Below are 23,269 nucleotides of genomic sequence, written 5' to 3'. Positions count from 1 at the left end.
AACAATGGCAAATCCAAGAGCATTCCTCACCATACATAGACAAGAGGCAGGTTATCGGCCTGTCGAAGATCGTATCGACGATTTCAGCGAAGTAGAACAAACACTCAACAGCAGCGACCGCCGCCGCCAGGCATCCCGTTGCATGGATTGTGGCGTACCTTTCTGCCACTGGGCGTGCCCCATCGGCAACAAACAACCCGAATGGCAGGACTTCCTCTACAAAGGGCAATGGAAAGAGGCTTACCAGGTACTGGAACAGACCTGCGACTTTCCGGAATTCACCGGCCGCGTCTGTCCCGCCCTTTGCGAAAAAAGCTGTGTACTAAAACTAAGCTGCGACGAACCTGTCACCATCCGCGAAAACGAAGCCGCCATCGTCGAAGCCGCCTTCCGCGAAGGTTATATCCAACCACAACACCCCCGGCGCAATGGCAAACGCGTTGCCGTAGTCGGAAGCGGCCCCGCCGGGCTTACCGCAGCCAACCAACTGAACCGTAAAGGTTACGAAGTGACAGTCTTTGAAAAAGATGAATTACCGGGTGGCCTGCTCCGTTTCGGCATACCCAATTTCAAACTGGGGAAAAACATCATCGATCGCCGTATCCGCCTGATGGAGAAAGAAGGAATCAAATTCCGCGTAAACACGATGGTCGGCAAAGAAGTGACGGCCCGGGATATTGTCAAAGACTTCGATGCCGTCTGCATCGCCATCGGTTCGGAAATACCGCGCGACCTCCCGATCGAAGGCCGTAACCTGAAAGGCGTTCATTTCGCCCTTGAACTGCTGGGTCAACAGAACCGCCTCCTCGAAGGCATCGCCATCCCCCCTAAAAACATCATCAATTGCAAAGGCAAGAAAGTCCTGATAATCGGTGGCGGTGATACGGGCAGCGACTGCGTCGGAACAGCCAACCGTCATGGTGCCGCCAGCGTCACCCAGATCGAGATCATGCCCCAGCCGCCTGTCGGACACAATCCCGCAACTCCCTGGCCCATGTATCCGCAGGTACTGAAAACCAGCAGCAGTCACGAAGAAGGTTGCATCCGTCGCTGGAACCTGGCCTCCTGCCGCTTTATCGGCGATAAAAACATACTGAAAAGTGTGGAAGTGGAAGAAGTGGAATGGATACCGTCGGATAACGGAGGCCGTCCCGAAATGAAAATGACCGGAAAGAAAGAGATCATCGAAGCCGACCTGGTTTTCCTCGCCATGGGTTTCGTCCATCCCGAACAGGAAGGTCTTGTAAAAGAACTCTCCCTAGCTGTGGACGGACGTAAGAATATCGCCGTCGACAGTCAAAATCAAATCGCCGGCAGTAACCTCTTCGCCTGTGGCGATGCCGTCAGCGGAGCCAGCCTGGTCGTACGGGCAATGGCCTCGGGACGCAAGGCAGCAAAAGCAATTGACAAATATCTAACAAAATAAAACAACAGGATTATGTGTGGCATTACAGCAATCTTCAACATTCGTGAAGGAGCCTCCGCCCTCCGACAACAGGCGCTTGAAATGAGTAAACGTATCCGTCACCGCGGCCCGGACTGGAGCGGGATTTATCAGGGTAAAACCGCCATCCTCGCCCACGAACGTCTTTCCATCGTCGACCCGGCTTCCGGTGGCCAACCGCTGAAAAGCAGAGACGGTAAACTGATCCTTACCGTCAACGGTGAAATCTACAACCACCGTAAGATTCGTGAAGAATTGAAAGGAGAATATGAATTCATGACCGGCTCTGACTGCGAAGTCATCCTCGCCCTCTACCGCAAATACGGTACCGGTTGCGTGGAAAGGTTAAGCGGAATCTTTGCCTTCGCCCTCTACGACGAAGAAAACGACACCTATCTCATTGCCCGCGACCCGATCGGCGTCATACCTTTATATATGGGTTACGACGACCACGGACATCTTCTCGTCTCCTCCGAACTGAAAGGTCTGGAAGGCTTCGCCACCATCTACGACCAGTTCAAGCCCGGCCACTACTTTTACAGCAAAGATACGGACCTTACGAAATGGTACATCCGCGACTGGATGGATTACGAAAACGTGAAAGACAACCCCGCCAGCATAGAAGAACTCCATGACGCTCTCGAAGCTGCCGTGCAACGCCAGTTGATGAGCGACGTACCTTATGGCGTGCTCCTTTCCGGCGGCCTGGATTCGTCCATTACTTCCGCCATCGCCAAGAAATATGCTGCCAAGCGTATCGAGACCGGAGGTAAAGCCGATGCCTGGTGGCCGCAACTTCACTCTTTCGCCATCGGCTTGAAAGGTGCCCCCGACCTGATCGCTGCCCGCAAGGTAGCCGATGCGATCGGAACCGTCCATCACGAGATCAACTACACGATCCAGGAAGGTCTGGACGCCCTCCGCGACGTTATCTATTATATCGAGACCTACGATGTAACGACCGTACGTGCTTCTACCCCGATGTATCTCCTTTCCCGCGTCATCAAAAGCATGGGTATCAAAATGGTTTTGAGTGGCGAAGGAGCCGACGAAGTGTTCGGTGGCTATCTGTATTTCCACAAAGCACCGGATGCCAAGGCATTCCACGAAGAGACATTGCGTAAGATAAGCAAACTCTATCTATATGATTGTTTGCGTGCCAACAAAAGCCTCTGTGCCTGGGGTGTGGAAGGCCGTGTTCCCTTCCTCGACAAAGAATTTCTCGACGTTGCCATGCGCCTGAACCCGGCTGCCAAAATGTGTCCGGGCAAGACTGTCGAGAAGAAGATCCTCCGCGAAGCCTTTGCCGATATGCTGCCCGAAGAGATCGCCTGGCGTCAGAAAGAACAGTTCTCCGACGGCGTTGGCTACAGCTGGATCGATACATTGAAAAAGATCACTTCCGAACTGATCACCGACGAAGAGATGAAACAAGCCGCCGACCGTTTTCCGATCAATACGCCGCAAAACAAGGAAGAATATTATTACCGTACGATCTTTGAAGAGCACTTCCCGAGTGAGAGTGCCGCACGCAGCGTACCATCCGTCCCGAGCGTTGCCTGCTCGACAGCCGAAGCACTGGCCTGGGATGCTGCCTTCAGAAATATGAACGAACCGAGCGGACGTTCCATCAAAGGGGTACACGAAGCTGCTTATTAATGGAGAAAACCGTATTGGGCAAAAAATAGATACGGTATTATTTCTCAATCGATTACAGTCTCCTCGTAGTTTCGTATTCAGAAAACTCCAGTTCCCTCCGCAGGAAACTACAATTTCCTAGGCGGGGAACTCGCGTTTCCTAAGCAAGAAACTAGAGTTTCCTGCTTAGGAAATTATAAACAGATAGTTTGCCATCAAAAAATTCCTTCTGACAGTTACAAAAAATCTTCTCGAACCGGATTGAACGTGTCAATCAGAACACCGGCTTCCACACACTCGCAACCATGCAAAACTCCCGATTTCATATAAACGCCATCCCCAGTCCGGATAACCTTGGTTTCCCCATCCGTCGTAAACTTAAAAACGCCACTTGCCACATAGGTAACCTGCGTATGGGGATGCGTATGAGGCGCACCGACCGCTCCCGCTTCAAATTTCACTTTCACCATCATCAGATCACCATTATATCCCATGATCTGACGCTGCACACCTCCACCGAGATCCTGCCATCCTATTTCTTTTTCAAACTGAAAATTAGCACTTTCGTGATTCATAAATTCTTATCTATTAATTCCTGTTCAGGCTGTAAAGATAAATGATAATGTAGTTTTTTCAAATTTTCATAGGGTATCCGGTGCTTTTATACGTCAATTATTCGACATTCAGATACTTTGCTTAGTAATTACACATGAAAAACATTATAAATACTAAATTAATATTTTTACCAAATGAAATTAAGATTGATTGTATGTTGTCTGTTACTATCCATAGGTAGTATATGGGCCAAAGACGATGCACGTAAGGCTTCAGAAGCACTTATCAAAAGAGTTATTCCTGAAAAAGCATCCTCGTTCAAAGTGGAAATGTTTCAGCCGAAGGATGGAAAAGATTGTTTTGAAATTGAATCGAAAGGCAATAAGATCATATTACGCGGTAACAATGGAGTTTCTGTGGCCTCTGCTTTATACCATTATCTGAAATACTACTGTAACGCGCATATATCCTGGAACGGAGATAACCTGAATCTTCCGTCGCGATTGCCTGAAGTGCCGGAAAAAATAATCCGCCCCACAGCTTTCGACCACCGCGTTTATCTGAATTACTGTACGATCAGTTACACAATGGCCTGGTGGAACTGGGAACGTTGGCAACGTGAAATAGACTGGATGGCCATGCACGGTATCAATATGCCTTTGGCAGTGATCGGACAGGAAGCAGTCTGGCAAAACACCTTACGCCGTTTTAAAATGAATGACGATGAAATCCGTACCTTTTTAGTCGGTCCGGCTTTCCAGGCATGGCAATGGATGACAAACATCGAAACATACGGAGGCCCGTTACCTCAATCATGGATCGATTCTCATCAGGCACTCGGACAACAGATATTGGAACGTCAGCGTGAACTGGGAATGACACCGATCCTGCAAAGTTTTACAGGTTTTGTTCCCATCAAATTGAAAGAAAAATATCCGGACGCCCGCATCAAAGACAAAAACCGTTGGTGCAACGCATTCACAGCAACCGTTCAGTTAGATCCCCTCGACCCTTTATTCAAAGAAATGGGACAAGCCTTTCTGGAAGAACAACAGAAATTATACGGAACCAATCATATATATGCAGCCGATCCCTTCCATGAAGGAGCAGCTCCCAGCAACGAAAAGTCATATCTCGAAGCTGTTGGGAAAGTGATATGGGAAGTCGCATCCGGTTTCGATCCTGAAGCAATTATTGCCATGCAAACCTGGTCGTTACGTGAAGCTATTGCACGCACATTCCCTCAGGACCGTTTGTTATTACTGGATTTAGGAGGCTGGAATGTAGAAAAATTCAATAGCTTCTGGAACTATCCGTATGTGGCCGGCGTACTGCATAACTATGGCGGACGTGTTTACATGGGTGGCAATCTGGCCTTATACGCCAAAAATGCACACGAACTGAAACAAAGCCCCAAAGGAGGCAATATACAAGGCATCGGCCTCTTCCCGGAAGCAATCGAACATAATCCGGTCGTTTACGAACTGTCTACAGAAATAACCTGGATGCAGGATGCACCCGACCTGCAAAAATGGATTACCGATTATGCACGTGCCCGCTACGGAAAACTACCGGCCGGTGCAGAACAAGGTTGGAAAGTCTTACTGGAAACAGTCTATGGAAGTAAAGCCGGTAGATTACCCAGCACAGAAAGTGTCATGTGTGCCCGTCCGGCTTTAACCATCCAGAAAGTCGCCGCTAATGGAGATTTGAGTCGCCCTTATTCTACCGTTCGTTTATGGGATGCGGTCGATCATTTTCTTCAGGCTTCCAACGATCTGAAAAAAAGTGACACCTACCGTTATGACCTGGTGGATGTGATGCGCCAGTGTCTTTCCGACCTGTCTTTACCTTTACAAAAACAGATAACAGAAGCCTATTTGGCCGAAGATAACGAAAAATTACAACAAGCCGGAGAACAGTTCCTGGCATTGATCGATGACTTCGACCGCCTGTTGGGTACCCGCTCTACTTTCCTGCTTGGCAAATGGATTAAAGAAGCACGCCAATGGGGAACGACTGAGGAAGAAAAAGATTTATATGAATGGAATGCCCGTACATTAGTTACAGTATGGGGCCCAAATCATTCTTCCGCCCACCTGTTTGAATATTCCAACCGTCAATGGGCCGGCTTAATGAAAGGGTATTATAAGCCACGTTGGGAGAAATTCATCAGCTACCTGAAAGCCCAGCCCAAAGGAGAATGGCGCTACGACGAACAATACATCCGCAAATCGCTGGCGGGCCGCCCCGCACTGGATGCCAGCGATTTCTATACCCGCTTAACCAATTGGGAATATGATTGGGCGTTTAACAAAGACGTTTATCCGGATACTCCGCAGGGAGACGAGATTGAAATCGTAAAAGAATTATATGCCAAATGGCTTCCTGTTATGAAACAGGCTAATAAATAAATCTGAGAACTTTTCGGATCTCACCGAAACTGACAGGTTTACAGAGATGCAATTCCGTTATTCGGATAATGACGATAACAGAATTGCATCTTTACATTACTTATAATCGTTAAAAACCATTTTAATAGAAGAATTAAAAGCGGTCGTTTTATTTGAGTTCTTGAAGAACTCGGGTTAAAACCACATCACATAACATTTTGTTTTTCAAACCATAAAACAAAAACTACTCAATAAGTTTATCCTGGATATTACTATATGTATAACTTTTATAATATAAGAATCCTTTTGATTAATGTCAGGTTTTTAACTACTTGTAATAAAAATACCTTATATTTGCATCATGTGGATGCAATAGTTCTTCAAGAACTACGCACTAGCTAAAAATCATATTCCCCCATTGCGATAGATAAAATGAAGGAAAAGGAGAAGGAGATAAGTTCCATTGATAGTTTGTTTTGGAGAATTGCTATAAAAGACGACGAGATAGCATTTCGTACTCTTTTTTTTCAATTTTTCTCTCCTTTATGTGTTTTTGCCCATAGATATGTTGACAGATGGGAGACTTGTGAAGACATTGTACAGGAAACTTTTTTCAAAATATGGAAAAACAGAAAGAATATAGAAATCAATACATCTAGCCGTAACTTTCTTATCACAAGTGTAAAAAACACCTGCATAGATTTCCTACGTAAACAGGAAACAGAACAAAACTGGCAGCAAAAAGAAATCGAGAACAATACTTCATGGTATACCTCCGGAGATATCTACTCAACGATTGAACTGGAACAGATGCTTTCGGCAGCACTTGCCAAACTTCCTGACAACATACGGATTGTTTTTGAAAAAAACAGATTCGAAGGTATGACATACACTGAGATCTCAGCCGAACATAATATTTCAGTCAAGACAGTAGAGGCCTATATGACAAAAGCGTTAAAACATCTGCGTGTTGAATTGAAAGATTACCTCCCACTTATAATCCTGTTACTCTGGTAATATAAAAACATTCTTTAACATAGGGTATCTTTTATGCTATACGTCTAATTTATAAAAGAGCGAAAGTGGATATTCATACAGAACATATAATAGCATATCTTGAAGGACGTTTATCTAAAGAAGAAAAGAACGCTTTCGAGCAACAGCTACAATCCTCCCCCGACTTCAAAAAGGAAGTAGATGATATTCGTTTTATCTGGGAAACTACGGCAGAACTTAAACTGCATAAGCAAATAAACACCCGGCAGAACTGGGAAAAAGTCTCAAGACAAATCGCTATTGATAAATACAAAAAGAAAATCCTGAGTTTTATCCGGACTTCAGCAGCAGTACTGCTGATCCCTGTTCTGATCGCGACCTATTCCCTGTTCAATACGCTGAAGGATTGGAACAACCTGCCGGTAGAACAAGTGGAATTGACAACGGCCTATGGTTTGATTTCCAAAATCACCCTTCCCGACGGATCCGAGGTATGGTTAAACTCCGGTTCCTCCATCTCCTACCCCAAACGTTTTACCGACAACAAAAGAAACATACAACTGACGGGAGAAGCATATTTTAAAGTAACTTCTGATAAATCGAACCGCTTCGATGTATTAACGCCCAATGGATTGCAAGTCAGTGCCTACGGCACGGAGTTCAATGTTAAGGCATATGAAGATGAAGATAAAATAGAGGCAACTTTAGCAAAAGGGCATATTGAAGTCACAGAAATAGGCCAGCCGGTTTCCAGGACTTTACGTCCGGGAGAACAGGTCGTATATTATAAAAATACCAGTAGAATGGAAGTTGACAAAGTAAATCTGGCTGTCGAAACTTCATGGAAAGACGGAAAAATGATATTCAGACGAGCTAACATGAATGAAATCGTGCAACGACTCGCCCGCCATTTCAATGTCGATATTAAGCTGGAAGGTGAAGAATTGTATGACTATAACTATTCTGCTACTTTTACCACAGAGACACTAAGTGAAGTTTTACTCCTACTGGAAAAAACAGCACCTATAAAATGTACAGTGATAGAACCTAAACAAACAGATGATTTCACCTATTCACGACGCACTGTTATCATAAAAACGATAAAGTAACACACATCATCAAAGAAAAAAGAAAAAAAGTGGATTTTAACATAGGGTGTTTGCCCACACGCCACGTCTAATATAAAAACTAATATTATAAATGTTAACTTAAAAGAAATATTATATGAGAACAGACACTTAAAGAAAAAGCAGGAAAACGCTGGTTACATTTTCCTGCTTCAATCAAACAAATTACCAATCCGAAAATCTCACCTGACGAATGGTAATCCCCAATTAAGTTATTTTCAAACCTAATTAAATTTGATAATGTGAAATTATGAAGAATTTATCAAACCTAGAAGGTTTTAAGTCTAATTTTGACTTATTACCAAAAATTCCAATGCGTATGAAACTCGCTGCATTCTGTTTAACCTGCTTTTTAAGTACGGCAAGTGCAGGCACCTTGTACTCACAATCTGCCCGAATTTCTTTGGACATGAGGAATGCTTCTGTTGAACAAGTTTTGCAGGAAATTGAAGAAAGTTCCGAATTTTACTTCATGTACAACAGCAAGCTCGTTAATGTTGACCGCAAAGTAAACATCAAAGTCAAAGACAAGTCTATTGAAACTATCTTAAATGAAATTTGCAAGGCTGCAAACATTGAGTATAGCGTAAATGACAAGCAAATCATCCTGCGCCCGAAAAGCATGGAAGCAAATGCTACTCAGCAAAAAACAAAAACTATCAAAGGTATTGTCAATGACCAGTTAGGTCCTATTACCGGAGCAAACGTTTCTGTAAACGGTACTACTATCGGTACAATCACCGACATGGATGGTCGTTTCACTTTGGAGGTTCCGGAAAATGCGACACTACAAGTATCTTTTATCGGTTACCTGACTCAAAATGTAAAAGTGGAGGGACAAACCGATTTTACAATCTCCATGAAAGAAGATACACAAAAATTGGATGAAGTGGTTGTTATCGGCTACGGTACACAAAAGAAAATGAACCTGACAGGATCCGTAGCTACAATCTCTGCTGAAAACATTGCAACTATTCCGGTTTCCAATATTTCCAATGCGATGGCAGGACGTATGCCGGGTATCTTCTCTTACAATAAATCCGGTATGCCCGGTGTATCTTCCCCGATCACCATCCGTGGGACCAATACACCCAACAATACAAACCCAACTTACGTAATCGACGGTGTTGTCCGTGAAAAAGCCGACTTCGATGCCTTGGACCCGAATACAATCGAAAACATCTCCGTACTGAAAGATGCAGCCTCGGCCGCCGTTTACGGTTCGCGTGCAGCAAACGGTGTGATTGTTGTTTCAACCAAACGCGGTAAGAATCAAAAACCACAATTCAGCTATTCAGGATTATTCGGTACCGAACGCTCAACACGTAAACCGGAAGTATTGAGCGCATACGATAGAACAGTGTATCTGAATAACAAATTCATGTACAACGGTATTCCTGAAACCGACACCCGTTACTACACCGCCGACGAACAAGAATACTTCAAAACGCATAGTACAGACTGGGTAGATTTAGCTTGGAGAAACCCATTCACAATGCAACATAACCTAAGCGTCAATGGTGGTAGTGAACGTATCAATTATTATATGTCAATCGGCTATTTCGATCAAACCGGAACATTCGATAATTTGGATTTTCAACGCTACAGTTTCCGTTCAAATGTAGATGCCAAAGTAGCTGACAATTTTACGATCGGCTTAGATGTCGACGGAAACATGGGTGATCAGCGGACTCCCTATTGGCCTTACGATTCCGACCAGGAATTGATGAATGATATGTATCGTGCTTTGTTAAACTTCCCGTCTACCGAACCGGCTTATGTAAACGGAAAACCGAATGCAACCATCTACAACTGGAACGTTTTGGAAGCCATTAAAAACGGACACCGATCCAAGAAAAAGAACACCCTGAATACCAAATTAAGTGCTAAATGGGATATTCCTTGGGTTGAAGGATTGAGTGCCAATGCAATGTTCAACTACCGCCGGTATTATGAGAATTACAAAACCGTCGGTAAAGCCTATACGTTATATATGCACGAAACATCCGGTGAGCATAACCACATCATCCGTGATGATGCGTCCGTTACCGGAACACGTACAAGAACAGAAAACGGAAACTTTGTTCGAAAAGATTTCAACGAAACCAGTTCGTACACATTGAACCTGCAATTGAACTATAACCATACATTCGGGAAACACGACATTGGAGCCATGTTCTTATATGAACAATTCGAACAATGGGGAGATAATTTTTGGGCTCAACGCAAAGAATTGCTTTCACCATCTTTGGAACAATTGTTTGCAGGTAGTGCTGATAGCCAATGGAAAGATGCCAGCGGTAACGAATCTGAAATCGGGCGTATCGGTTATGTAGGGCGTGTCAATTACGGCTTTGACAACAGATATTTGTTAGAAGCCAACTTCCGTTACGACTCTTCCGTAAAATGGATTCCGGGAAAACGTTGGGGATTCTTCCCGTCGGTTTCTGCCGGATGGCGTGTAACAGAAGAAAACTTCTTCAAATCAAATGAAAAACTAAGCTTCATCAACAATTTGAAACTTCGTACATCCTATGGTACCTTAGGTAATGATGGAGGAAGCAATGTTGCTTATTACCAATATTTGAGCAAATTCAACACCGGTAGCAACGTTGTTTTTGGAAGTGGGGCAACCGGTATTCTACCAGGGGTTTATCCTAGTAGAGGCATTACGTGGGAAACAACCACAACGGCCGATGTCGGTTTCGACCTCGGATTATGGAACGGATTATTGAGCTTGGAATTCGATTACTTCCATAAAAAGACCAAAGATATCCTGATGGCTCGTACACGTACGATACCGGAAACGTTCGGTGCCAGCCTTCCGAAAGAAAACTATGCTGAAATGGTCAACCAAGGTTGCGAGTTCTTAGTACGTCACGACAACAAGATTGGAAATTTCAACTACTATGTGTCAACCAACTTTTCTTTCGCCCGCAACCATTACACGAAAATTGATGAATCAGCTAATGCTTACGAATGGGAATTGAAAACAGGTCGTCCAATTAACTTTATCACTGGCTATATCGCCGATGGCATTGCCCGTACCGACGAAGACCTTGTCGGTTTGCCTAAATATAATGGAGGTTTCAATTGGTCAAAAGGAGATATCATCTTGCAAGATATACATGGTGCAGGCGGTGTTGGTGGTCCCGATGGAATAGTCGATGGTAATGACAAAGCAGTCCTTTCATTATATAGTAAAGATCCTGAAATCATCTACGGTATCAGTTTAGGTGGTGAATGGAAAGGACTTGATTTCACAGCATTCTTCCAAGGAGTCGGCCATCGTTCAATCATGTTCCCTAACCGCGGCGATACGTGGACAGAACAAACAGTTTTGAATATCTGGTCGGATGCTTATTCTCCCGATAATATCAATGGAAAATATCCGCGTGTAGGAGGTACAGGATCTGTAGGAGCCAATAGTCAAGCTTCTACATTCTGGCTGATGAATGGTAATTATTTCCGTTGTAAAAATATCGAAATCGGTTATACATTGCCTAAGCAATGGATGAGTTCGATCGGTGTAGACCGCTGCCGTCTTTATGTGTCAGGAACTAACTTGTTCGTGTTAGACCACATCGGCATTTACGATCCAGAAAATAGCGGCGACCGCGGTGCTTACCAATATCCGTTGACAAAGAGTTTTAACTTCGGTGTTAATGTTAGTTTCTAATCATTTGAGTAATTCGATATGAAAAAAATATTTATTACATGTGCAGCCATTTTGGCTTTATCATCTTCATGTTCCAGCATATTGGATAAAGAAGACTTGAGTTCTATCTCAGAAGAGCAAGTTTGGGTTGATAAAACATTAACAACCTCTTTCTTGAATGCATTATATACATCTATTCCAGCATGGGATACTTCTGTTGCTGATGCCTCAGACGAGGCCACAGGTGGAGGCTCTTGGACAAATGGTACGATTACTCCGGATAGTCCTATCTGGTACTGGCCGTATGCAAACATACGCAATTGTAACATTTTCATACAAAATGCTTCAAACCCGGAGGTATGTACTATTGACCGTGAGCTGGCAGATCGTTTGATCCATGAAGCTCGTTTCATCCGGGCTTACCTCTACTTTGAAATGGTAAAACGTTATGGCGGCGTGCCTTTGATAACAGTACCTCAAGAGATAACAGACGACCTTTTTGTTAAACGTAATTCAACCGAAGAGTGCTTCGAGTTCATCATTAATGAATTAAACGCTTGTGCTGAAAAACTACCCGATACATACGATGCCAGTGAATTGGGACGTATTACCAAAGGAGGAGTTAAAGCTTTCTTAGGACGAGTATTGTTGTTTCGTGCCAGTCCGCAATTCAATCCTAACAACAAACTCGAACAGTGGCAAACGGCATATGACCACAACAAGGCAACACTTGAATACTTGATCGGTCAAGGACATGCCTTATACGAAGACTACGGTGAATTATTCTTGGAAGAAATGAACAAAGAAGTAATCTTTGCCATCCGCTATGAAAACCCGACCCGTACGCATAAGCGCGATGCGGCAGTTCGTCCGATCAAATTCTCACAAAATGCTTCCGGTGGCTGCCATCCGACACAAGAGGTTATCGACCGCTTCCCGACTATCGATGGTGGAACCTACACCTATGCCGATTGGGAAAAAGAAGGTAGCGGAGATATCTTTAAGTTGTGGGAAAACCGTGACAATCGTTTCTATGCAACAATAGTTTACCAAGGTAGTACCTATTTCAATGAAAAAATGGAATTGAATGAAGATGCTCAAAATGACTATGCGTATGGGAAAAACATGGGTACTCGAACTGGATATTATTCCAAAAAAGGTATCAATCAGAGTTTGTCAATTGATGAATGTCAGAAATCAGGAACCGACTACATTGACATCCGCTTAGGCGAAGTTATGTTGAACTATGCAGAAGCAGCGGTAGAGGTTGGTAAACTGGATGAAGCATTCGATATGCTAAAACAAATCCGTAAACGTGCCGGTATCAAAGAAACCAGTTCTAATCCGGACATGAAAGGAATGCTTTACGGTTTGAATCCGAAGATGAGTCAAGAAGAAATGCGTGAAGCTGTACATGAAGAACGTTTCATAGAATTGTTGTTCGAACAAAAACGCTTATGGGATATGCGTCGTTGGATGATCTACGACAAATTAATGACAGGTCAGGAAAAACGTCATGCATTAGTGATGACCCAAAAAGGAGATGGAAGTTATTCCACCCATCTGTTCGACCGCGACAACACCCCCATGATCACAAACGAACAAATGTATTTCCTACCAATGAAACGAGGCGAAATGAGCAACAACCCTAACCTGGAACAAACAAAAGGTTGGGAAAATGGTACATTCGATCCGCAGGCAGGACTGTAATAGTAAATAACAGACCACATCTGCGTATCATTTTACAAAAAGACGGCATTCCCCTCGAATTACTTACAATTCGTACGGAATGCCGTCCTTTTTATGCTCTTCTATGAACATAAAGACACAACCAAACCTGCCAACAAGAGTAGCTTTAACGATATTTCAACAACTTTTCACTTACAGCAACTTACAATACACACGGATTATTTGTTATACAGTTACGAATTATTACGTAAAACCGCTTTATTGAATCAAATTATCACACAATAGAGATTTAAAGGACATTTGGATACGTTTAATGATTATAATATATCAAAACGTCGTATATTTGTATCGTAATAAAACAAAAGGAAACAATAACAGGAGTAAAACAAATAAAATGACAAATCCAGTTAGATTCACAAAGATGCACGGAGCCGGTAACGACTATATATACGTAAACACGATGGCTTATCCCCTGGAAAACCCGGAAAAGCAAGCTGTCAGGTGGAGCGCTCTCCATACAGGCATCGGGTCGGATGGATTAGTACTGATAGGTTCATCTGAAAAAGCCGATTTCAGCATGCGGATATTCAATGCAGACGGTTCCGAGGCCATGATGTGCGGAAACGCTTCCCGCTGCATCGGCAAATATGTATATGATGCAGGACTGACCGATAAAAAGACAGTCACCCTCGAAACATTATCCGGCATTAAAGAGCTTCAGCTGACCGTTTCGGATGATGATACCGTCAGTGAAGTAACAGTCGATATGGGAACACCCGAAATCGGCGAATCGGCCCTCGAACTGGAAGTCGGCGGACAGGTTTACATCGGAACCGTCGTGTCAATGGGCAACCCTCACCTGGTTATTTTTGTTAATGATATAAACGATATCGACTTACCGGCTATCGGACCTAAGCTGGAAACACACGCCTTCTTCCCCGACCGGACCAATGTTGAGTTTGTAGAGGTTTTAAAAGACGATGAAGTCCGGATGCGGGTATGGGAACGGGGCTCGGGCATCACCCAGGCTTGCGGAACAGGAGCTTGTGCTACAATTGTAGCCGGTGTCGTATGCGGTAAGACGAAACGAAAAACAAAAGTATTCATGGACGGCGGCCCACTCACCATCCACTGGGACGAAAACTCAGGAAAGGTCTACATGACCGGAGGAGCAGTCACCGTATTTGAAGGAATAATAGAGAAGTAACACAAAAAGCAAAACAAAGGGCCGACAACCCCGACAAGACAACAACATAAAACAATTGAACGAATATGGCACTGATTAATGAACATTTCCTGAAACTGCAAAGCAGTTACCTGTTTTCCGACATCGCGAAAAAGGTAAACAGTTTCAAAGTGACACACCCTAAAGACAAAATAATCCGCATGGGAATCGGTGATGTAACACAGCCCCTGGCACCTGCCGTCATCGAAGCCATGCATAAGGCAGTGGATGATTTGGCTTCTACAGAGAATTTCCACGGTTACGGCCCCGAACAGGGATACAGCTTCCTGATCGACGCAATCATCAAGAATGATTATGCCAGCCGCGGCGTATTCCTGGAGCCGGGAGAGGTCTTCGTCAGCGACGGTGCCAAAAGCGATTGCGGAAATATCGGCGATATTCTCCGCCACGACAACAGTATCGGGGTACTCGATCCGGTCTACCCCGTTTACATAGACTCCAACGTCATGAGCGGACGCACCGGAGTATTGGAAGACGGCAAATGGAGCGATGTTGTTTACATCCCCTGCACGGAAGCAAACAACTTCACGCCCGAACTGCCGGCCCGCAGGGTGGACATACTCTACCTCTGTTACCCGAACAATCCGACGGGAACAACCCTGACGAAAGACGAGTTGAAGAAATGGGTAAACTATGCATTGGCAAACGACGTCCTGATTATGTACGACTCGGCTTACGAAGCCTACATCCAGGACCCGAACATTCCCCATTCAATCTACGAAATCAAAGGGGCGAAGAAAGTAGCCATCGAATTCCGCAGTTTCTCGAAGACAGCGGGTTTCACCGGAGTACGCTGCGGATACACGGTTGTCCCGAAAGAACTGAACGGCTTCACGCTGGGAGGCGAACGGGTACAGTTGAACAAACTGTGGAACCGCCGGCAGACGACCAAATTCAACGGAACCAGCTACATCACCCAGCGGGGTGCCGAAGCGGTTTACTCTCCGGAAGGCAAAGAACAGGTAAAAGCAACGATTCATTACTATATGACCAACGCACGGATTATGAGAGAAGCCCTCCAGGGTTGCGGCTTGAAGGTGTATGGCGGCGAAAACGCCCCTTACCTCTGGGTGAAAGCCCCGAAAGGTCTCACCTCCTGGAAATTCTTTGATAAACTATTGTACGAAGTCAACATCGTCGGGACACCGGGCGTAGGTTTCGGTCCGAGTGGCGAAGGTTATCTAAGACTCACCGCCTTTGGCGACAGGGACGACACTTTGGAAGCTATGGCCAGGCTGAAGAAGTGGCTCTGAAGAATTGAAAATTAAGGATTTGCAATTAGCAACTGACAATTAAGGAGCAAACGTTTCTCCGGGCAAATAAGAACGAAGCAGGAAAGGCGCATTCTGCAACGTTACCGGCAAAGGCCTCTATTAGTAATCTGCGTTCATCTGCGCCCGTCTGTGTCATCTGCGTGCTATGAGGGCACCTGGCAGAAGCAGCTACGCAATGAAGAACAAAGATTATTTAAGTATTTGATTTAGGTTATCTCATAAAAAGGACTGTATAGAGAAGTCGGCCGCTGCTTTTCGATTTTATAGAATGTCATACCGCTTGACCACACCTGACTATGGCAGGCAGCTCTATACCTCCTTTTTATCAACTATCAAAAAAGTAAGGTTATGAAAAAGATTGAAGCTATTATTCGCAAAACCAAATTCGAAGATGTGGAAGAAGAGGGATGGTGTGAATCGCACTACTCGGACAGGGTAAGTCCCTCCCCTCGGGTACGATAGTACCTCATCCGGATGAGGCTATCTACCACACCAGGATGAGGCAGTTCACATCATCAGGATAAGGCGATTCACATCATCGGGATGAGGCAGACAACCGCATCCGGGTGCGGTACCATAGGATACGGGAAGGGAGGCAATCCCTCTCCTCCCATACCGACAATGACAATCAACATTTTAAACTATATACACATGTCACTGATTATTCCAAAAGATTACAAACAGACGCTTACACCGGAAACAACCGAGCAAGCGATTCAGATGTTAAAAACCAGCTTCCAGGAAAAACTGTCGAAAGCGTTGAACCTGCGCCGCGTAACCGCCCCTTTATTCGTTCTCTCGGGAACCGGCATCAACGATGACCTGAACGGGGTGGAACGTGCCGTCAGCTTCCCCATTCACTGTATGGGCGAACGGCAGGCAGAAGTCGTCCACTCGCTCGCCAAATGGAAACGGATGAAACTGGCGGCCTATCGTATCCCTGCCGGCTACGGACTTTATACCGACATGAATGCCATCCGCGGCGACGAAGACCTCGACAATCTTCACTCGCTATATGTTGACCAGTGGGACTGGGAAAAAACCATCCGCCCGGAAGACCGCAACCTGGATTACCTGAAACGTACCGTACGCTGCATTTACACGCTACTGAAAGAAATCGAGGAGATGGTCTACAACCAGTATCCTCACATCACTCCTTCCCTGCCGGACAACATCACCTTCATCCATGCGGAAGAATTACAAAAGATGTACCCGGGCATTCCTCCCCGTGAACGCGAAAACAAAGCAGCCGCTAAATTCGGTGCCATCTTCGTTATCGGCATCGGCGGTGAACTGACAAACGGGGAGAAACACGACGGACGTGCCCCTGACTATGACGACTGGAGCACAGTCAACTCCGATGGCTTCAACGGCCTGAACGGTGACATCATCCTTTGGAACGACGTCTTGCAATGTGCCTTCGAACTGTCATCCATGGGTATCCGTGTCGACAAGGAAGCCCTGCGCCGGCAGCTGCAAGAACGCGGATGCCCCGAACGTGCTGCCCTGGAGTTCCATAAGATGTTGCTCGACGGCCGCCTCCCGCAATCCATCGGCGGCGGCATCGGCCAGAGCCGCCTCTGCATGTTCTTCCTCCGCAAAGCACATATCGGAGAGGTACAGGCTTCGATATGGCCGGAAGAACAGACTGACATCTGTAAGCAAAACAATATCATCTTGTTATGATAAACAAAGAGTAACTGTTTCCCCTCTCGAGAGGGGAATAGTTACCATCAGATATAAATAAAAACAAACACTTACTATAAAAATCAGGTATTATGTCAAAGTTAAGATTCAGAGTAGTAGAATCGGCCTTCAAGAAAAGAGCCGCCGAAGTAGCCGCCCCGGCAGAACGTCCGTCGGAATATTTCGGAAAGAACGTATTCAACCGCGAGAAGATGTTCAAGTATCTTCCGGAAAAAGCCTATGCCAGACTGGTCGACTCCATCGACAACGGTACCCCCCTCGACCGCGAGACTGCCGACGCCGTAGCCGCCGGTATGAAGAAATGGGCCATCGAAATGGGTGCAACACATTATACCCACTGGTTCCACCCCCTCACCGAAGGGACAGCCGAAAAACATGACGCTTTCGTCGAACACGACGGCAAAGGCGGCATGGTCGAAGAGTTCTCCGGCAAACTGCTCATACAACAGGAACCCGATGCCTCCAGCTTCCCGAACGGCGGTATCCGTAATACGTTCGAAGCCCGCGGTTACTCCGCCTGGGACCCTTCCTCTCCTGCTTTTATCGTGGGTGACACCCTGTGTATCCCGACCATCTTCATCGCCTACACCGGCGAATCCCTCGACTATAAAGCCCCATTGCTGAAAGCGCTCGAAGCCGTAAACAAGGCTGCCGTCGACGTATGCCATTACTTCAACCCGGAGGTAAAGAAAGTATATTCCTACCTCGGTTGGGAGCAGGAATATTTCCTGGTAGACGAAGGACTCTACGCCGCCCGCCCCGACCTGCTGCTCAGCGGACGTACGCTGATGGGCCATGAGAGCAGCAAAAACCAGCAGCTCGAAGACCATTACTTCGGTGCCATCCCCACCCGCGTCATGGAATTTATGAAAGAGTTGGAAATGGAGGCCCTCAAACTGGGTATCCCATTGAAAACCCGTCATAACGAAGTGGCTCCGAACCAGTTCGAACTGGCCCCTATCTTCGAGGAATGCAACCTCGCCAACGACCACAACCTGTTGGTCATGGCGCTGATGCGTAAAATCAGCCGCAAGCACGGTTTCCGTGTCCTGTTGCACGAAAAGCCCTTCAAAGGCGTCAACGGCTCGGGCAAGCACAACAACTGGTCGCTGGGCACCGACACCGGCATCGGCCTGATGGGTCCGGGCAAGACACCGGAAGACAACCTCCGTTTCATCACCTTCGTAGTAAACGTGCTCATGGCCGTCTACCGTCATAACGGACTGCTGAAAGCCAGCATCTCGAGTGCCACCAACGCCCACCGCCTGGGAGCCAACGAAGCACCTCCCGCCATCATCTCCAGTTTCCTCGGCACGCAGCTGTCGCAGGTATTGGAGCACCTTGAAAAAAGCGAGCCCGAAGACCTGATGCTGGCCGGCAAACAGGGCATGAAGCTCGACATCGCCCGCATCCCCGAGTTGCTGATTGACAATACCGACCGCAACCGTACTTCGCCTTTCGCCTTCACCGGCAACCGTTTCGAGTTTCGTGCCGTAGGTTCCGAAGCCAACTGCGCATCTGCCATGCTCGCCCTCAATGCAGCCGTGGCCGAACAGTTGAAACTCTTCAAAGCCGAAGTAGACGCAAAGATTGCCACCGGCAAAGAGAAATTCGCCGCCATCCTGGAAGTCCTCCGCAAAGACATCAAAGCCTGCAAGGCCATCCACTTCGACGGTAACGGTTACAGCGACGAATGGAAAGAAGAAGCCCGTCGCCGCGGCCTGGATTGCGAAACCAGCGTACCGCTCATCTTCGACAACTACCTGAAGGAAAGCAGCATCCGGATGTTCGAATCGACCGGCGTCATGACTCACAAGGAACTCGAAGCCCGCAACGAAGTAAAATGGGAGACGTACACCAAGAAAATCCAAATCGAAGCCCGCGTGTTGGGTGACCTGACGATGAACCATATCATCCCTATCGCCACCCGCTACCAGTCTTCGCTGATTGACAATGTATATAAGATGAAGGACCTCTTCCCGGCAGAAAAAGCCTCCGTCCTCTCCGCCCGTAACCTGGAGATTATCGAAGACATCGCCTGCCGTACCAACTTCATCAAGGAAAAGGTAGACGAAATGGTCGAAGCCCGCAAGGTCGCCAACAAAATTGAAAGCGAACGCGAAAAGGCAATCGCCTACCACGACACCATTGTCCCGATGCTGGAAGAAATCCGCTACCACATCGACAAACTGGAACTGGTAGTAGACGACCAGATGTGGACGTTGCCGAAGTATCGCGAATTATTGTTTATCCGATAAGACCACACATTCCTTGAGCCGGGATGTCCCTCCAAAGCATCCCGGCTTATCTTATCATCTCACTCAGACAGTAGTTTTTTGTTGATTGTTTTGTGTTTGCAAGGGGAGCATGCTGTGAAGTATGGCTCCCCTTCTTTTATATTCCCGGAGAATTATATACCTTTGGACCATCATTATATAAGAAAGGAGTTTACGTTATGACGGCAATGGAATTACAGCAATGGAAAAAGAACTTCATCCGTAATTATTTGGATAAGATAGACAGTTTGGAAATGATGGATAAACTGGAAAAAAGCACAAAGCGAATACTGAATAAAAAAGCAGCCGTTTTGTCTCCTATTGCGTTTAGCATTGAGGAAGCCAACAAAGAAATCGACTTGGCAGAACAAGAATTAAGCGAAGGTAAAGGTATCAAGGAGCCCGAAATGCATCAATTCTTTGAAGAATGGAGAAAGAAATTGAAGTAATCTGGGCACCACGTGCACAAAGACAAGCAGATTTAGCCATCACCTATTGTCTGAAACAATTTGGAAAAAGAACTGCCCTCCGGTTCATGAACAAATTGGAGAAAGGATTGCCGGCAAGACCCCGATAAACTCAAACACGCTATACGATAAAAATAAACTCATATGAACTACGGATTCGTAAAAGTAGCAGCAGCCGTCCCACACGTACAAGTGGCAGACTGTTTTTATAATATTCAACAGATGGAAGGCCTGATGCGCCAGGCTTCTGACAAAGGCGTACAAATCATTGCCTTCCCTGAAATGTCGGTAACGGCTTATACCTGCCTGGACCTGTTCGCCCAGCAGACTTTGCTGAAAAATGCGGAACAAGCCTTATTGAAACTGGTCAGCGACACCGCCGACCTGAATATCCTCACAATCGCAGGCGCCCCGTTAGTGACGGAAAACAGGCTGATAAACGCTGCCATAGCTTTCCAGAGCGGAAAGATATTAGGCGTAGTCCCCAAAACATACATACCGAACTACAAGGAGTTCCAGGAACAACGCTGGTTCACTTCCGCCACCGAATTACGGGACAAGACCGTCTCAATCGGAGACAGAACATATCCGTTGGGCAGCCACTTGCTCTTCACCGCCGGACAGGTAAAAGTCGGCATCGAAATATGCGAAGACCTGTGGGTTCCCGTCCCCCCCAGTTCCTTACTGGCGATGGAAGGAGCCAATATCCTTGTCAACATATCCGCCAGCAACGAACTGATCGGAAAACACCATTACCTCCGTTCGCTGATATGCCAGCAGTCCGCTCGCTGTATGGCCGGATATGTCTATGCCTCCGCCGGTTTCGGAGAATCCAGCACCGACCTTGTCTTTGCCGGCAACGGAATCATCGCTGAAAACGGCACCCTATTGGAAGAGTCCCCGCGCTTCACCATGCAGGAACAACTCGTCATCAGTGAAATCGACATCGAGAACCTGCAAAACGACCGCCAGGTAAATACTAGCTTCATGCACGGCACCTCCACCCTGCTGGCAGATGAAACAATAACAATCCCGTTCGTCCTGTCTGAAAACTCCGGCCAGCCGGTATTGACCCGCTCCGTTGACCCGCATCCGTTCACTCCTTCCGGCGACGCACTGAAGGAACGTTGCGAAGAGATTTTCCAGATACAGGTAGCCGGACTGGCAAAACGTATCGTCCACACGCACTCCCGGACAGCGGTAGTCGGTATCTCCGGCGGACTCGATTCCACACTGGCATTGCTGGTAACCGTCATGACATTCGATGCCCTGAATATCCCCCGCAACCAGATACTCGGCATCACCATGCCCGGCTTCGGAACGACAGACCGCACCTACACCAACGCCTGCGACCTTATCCGTTCACTGGGTGTCACACTAAAGGAAATCTCCATCAAGGATGCCTGCCTCCAGCATTTCAAAGATATCAGTCACAACCCATCGGTTCATGACGTGACCTACGAAAACAGCCAGGCCCGCGAACGCACCCAAATCCTGATGGACGTAGCCAACCAGGAAAACGGTATGGTCATCGGTACCGGCGACCTTTCCGAACTAGCCCTTGGCTGGGCTACCTACAACGGTGACCACATGTCGATGTACGGTGTAAACGGCAGTATCCCCAAGACGCTTGTCAGATACCTGGTAGAATGGGTTGCCCACAACCGGGTGGACGAAGCCTCATGCGCTACATTGCTGGATATCGTCGACACTCCAATCAGTCCCGAACTGATACCCGCCGACGAAAACGGAAACATCAAACAAAAAACGGAAGACCTCGTAGGCCCTTACGAACTACACGACTTCTTCCTCTACCATTTCCTCCGTTTCGGTTCCTCCCCCGCCAAGATTTATTTCCTGGCACAACAGGCTTTCGGTGGCAGTTACGACAAAGAGACCATCCGGAAATGGCTCCACACCTTCTTCCGCCGTTTCTTCCAGCAGCAGTTCAAACGTAGTTGCCTGCCGGACGGCCCAAAAGTAGGTTCCGTCAGCCTTTCCCCCCGTGGCGACTGGCGTATGCCGAGCGATGCCATGGCGACACTTTGGCTGAAGGAGATAGAAGAGTTAGACTAAAAAAACAAAAGATAAAACGTCCCGCATCCAAATTTGATAGTTTAGATGCGGGACGTTTTATTTCTAAATTCCGTTTTATTAAATCCTGACTATCTTCTCTCAGACAGCAGCTTTCATTCGTTTATAAATACTTTTTAATATCGACACCTTGGATATTAATTCATTCAACACAGAAACAATATCATTTTCCATCAATGGATAATCATGGGCAATCTCATTACGCAATTCTCGAATATATCCCCACTCATCTGCACTATCTATAAAATGATAACGCTCCAAAAGATTCAGAATATCCCGCATAGGCAAAGCAGAAACATCTTCATCTAAATACTCCAACACATATCCTGTTTTCGATTTGTCATATTAATCGTATACCTGTTATTAATGCTTCCTTTGCAACCAACGATTCTTCATGGTCGCCTATCACATCGATTTTTTGATCGCCTAAAAGTTGTTTCAGCCGAGCAATCATGCGTATACGAGCCAAGACACCTTTCTTTTCGGATGTAGTACGTACTAACAGATCAATATCTCCACCACGTTTCTCGTTATCTGTTCGTGAACCGAACAGATAAACTTCGACACCTTCCCCGTAAATTTCTTTTGCTACACGGACAATCGATTGTATGTCTTTCTTATTTAAACGCATTTTATCTCTGTTTTTACAAAGATAGATACTTTTATTTTGTATTCAATACTCCACATTCCGAATTCTTACTCGTA

At 46.2% G+C, this 23,269-nt stretch carries 16 protein-coding genes; 13 read left to right on the top strand and 3 right to left on the bottom strand.

Annotated features, from left to right (window positions below):
• Positions 1 to 4: 4 nt before the first annotated feature.
• On the top strand, positions 5 to 1,426 hold the full coding sequence (locus tag DWW91_RS23550) for a glutamate synthase subunit beta (RefSeq protein ID WP_122329085.1): 1,422 nt from the start codon (positions 5 to 7) through the stop codon (positions 1,424 to 1,426).
• A 12-nt stretch (positions 1,427 to 1,438) separates the two neighbouring features.
• A complete protein-coding gene (asnB, locus tag DWW91_RS23545) occupies positions 1,439 to 3,103 on the top strand; it encodes an asparagine synthase B (protein WP_007658404.1) in 1,665 nt (554 codons plus the stop codon).
• Between the two features lie 215 nt (positions 3,104 to 3,318).
• Here the strand turns inward: asnB and DWW91_RS23540 are convergent, their stop codons facing one another.
• Entirely contained in the window at positions 3,319 to 3,657 is a 339-nt protein-coding gene (locus tag DWW91_RS23540; RefSeq protein WP_010802637.1) for a cupin domain-containing protein, read from the bottom strand.
• Positions 3,658 to 3,831: 174 nt separating this feature from the next.
• Between DWW91_RS23540 and DWW91_RS23535 the strand changes: the two genes are divergently transcribed.
• From DWW91_RS23535 to DWW91_RS23480, 11 genes are all read left to right on the top strand, one after another.
• Positions 3,832 to 6,051 (top strand): alpha-N-acetylglucosaminidase, encoded by a 2,220-nt coding sequence (locus DWW91_RS23535; RefSeq protein WP_048317472.1) that lies wholly within the window; start codon positions 3,832 to 3,834, stop codon positions 6,049 to 6,051.
• Positions 6,052 to 6,462: 411 nt separating this feature from the next.
• Positions 6,463 to 7,047 (top strand): RNA polymerase sigma-70 factor, encoded by a 585-nt coding sequence (locus DWW91_RS23530; RefSeq protein WP_122329084.1) that lies wholly within the window; start codon positions 6,463 to 6,465, stop codon positions 7,045 to 7,047.
• A 65-nt stretch (positions 7,048 to 7,112) separates the two neighbouring features.
• Complete coding sequence (locus DWW91_RS23525) at positions 7,113 to 8,135, top strand: FecR domain-containing protein (RefSeq protein ID WP_122329083.1); 1,023 nt, start codon at positions 7,113 to 7,115, stop codon at positions 8,133 to 8,135.
• A gap of 337 nt (positions 8,136 to 8,472) precedes the next feature.
• Positions 8,473 to 11,832, top strand: a complete 3,360-nt coding sequence (locus DWW91_RS23520; protein WP_199722624.1) for a TonB-dependent receptor — start codon at positions 8,473 to 8,475, stop codon at positions 11,830 to 11,832.
• An 18-nt stretch (positions 11,833 to 11,850) separates the two neighbouring features.
• The gene (locus DWW91_RS23515; protein ID WP_122329081.1) at positions 11,851 to 13,521 is read left to right on the top strand and encodes a RagB/SusD family nutrient uptake outer membrane protein; all 1,671 of its coding nucleotides are present in this window, start codon (positions 11,851 to 11,853) and stop codon (positions 13,519 to 13,521) included.
• 373 nt (positions 13,522 to 13,894) lie between these two features.
• Positions 13,895 to 14,707 (top strand): diaminopimelate epimerase, encoded by an 813-nt coding sequence (gene dapF, locus DWW91_RS23510; protein WP_122329080.1) that lies wholly within the window; start codon positions 13,895 to 13,897, stop codon positions 14,705 to 14,707.
• A gap of 65 nt (positions 14,708 to 14,772) precedes the next feature.
• Positions 14,773 to 15,999 carry an LL-diaminopimelate aminotransferase gene (locus DWW91_RS23505; RefSeq protein WP_007658415.1) on the top strand — a complete coding sequence of 409 codons (1,227 nt, stop codon included), beginning with the start codon at positions 14,773 to 14,775 and terminating at the stop codon, positions 15,997 to 15,999.
• A 672-nt stretch (positions 16,000 to 16,671) separates the two neighbouring features.
• Positions 16,672 to 17,706, top strand: a complete 1,035-nt coding sequence (gene asnA, locus DWW91_RS23500) for an aspartate--ammonia ligase (RefSeq protein ID WP_007658421.1) — start codon at positions 16,672 to 16,674, stop codon at positions 17,704 to 17,706.
• Positions 17,707 to 17,798: 92 nt separating this feature from the next.
• Positions 17,799 to 19,985, top strand: coding sequence for a glutamine synthetase III (locus DWW91_RS23495; RefSeq protein WP_122329079.1), 2,187 nt, complete (start codon positions 17,799 to 17,801; stop codon positions 19,983 to 19,985).
• A gap of 197 nt (positions 19,986 to 20,182) precedes the next feature.
• On the top strand, positions 20,183 to 20,452 hold the full coding sequence (locus tag DWW91_RS23490) for a hypothetical protein (RefSeq protein ID WP_007658423.1): 270 nt from the start codon (positions 20,183 to 20,185) through the stop codon (positions 20,450 to 20,452).
• Positions 20,453 to 20,614: 162 nt separating this feature from the next.
• Positions 20,615 to 22,546 carry an NAD(+) synthase gene (locus DWW91_RS23480; RefSeq protein ID WP_122329078.1) on the top strand — a complete coding sequence of 644 codons (1,932 nt, stop codon included), beginning with the start codon at positions 20,615 to 20,617 and terminating at the stop codon, positions 22,544 to 22,546.
• Positions 22,547 to 22,645: 99 nt separating this feature from the next.
• On the opposite strand, the gene DWW91_RS23475 is transcribed toward DWW91_RS23480, so the two are convergent.
• Positions 22,646 to 22,882: a hypothetical protein gene (locus tag DWW91_RS23475; protein ID WP_199722623.1), complete on the bottom strand. Its 237-nt coding sequence runs from the start codon at positions 22,880 to 22,882 to the stop codon at positions 22,646 to 22,648.
• A 22-nt stretch (positions 22,883 to 22,904) separates the two neighbouring features.
• Positions 22,905 to 23,195 (bottom strand): nucleotidyltransferase domain-containing protein, encoded by a 291-nt coding sequence (locus DWW91_RS23470; protein ID WP_122329077.1) that lies wholly within the window; start codon positions 23,193 to 23,195, stop codon positions 22,905 to 22,907.
• Between the last annotated feature and the right edge of the window lie 74 nt (positions 23,196 to 23,269).

The organism is Parabacteroides sp. AF17-3 (genome assembly GCF_003635445.1).
Lineage (GTDB): Bacteria > Bacteroidota > Bacteroidia > Bacteroidales > Tannerellaceae > Parabacteroides > Parabacteroides goldsteinii.
Note: the sequence above shows the minus strand (reverse complement) of the source record. Positions and strands in the feature narration are given on the sequence as shown.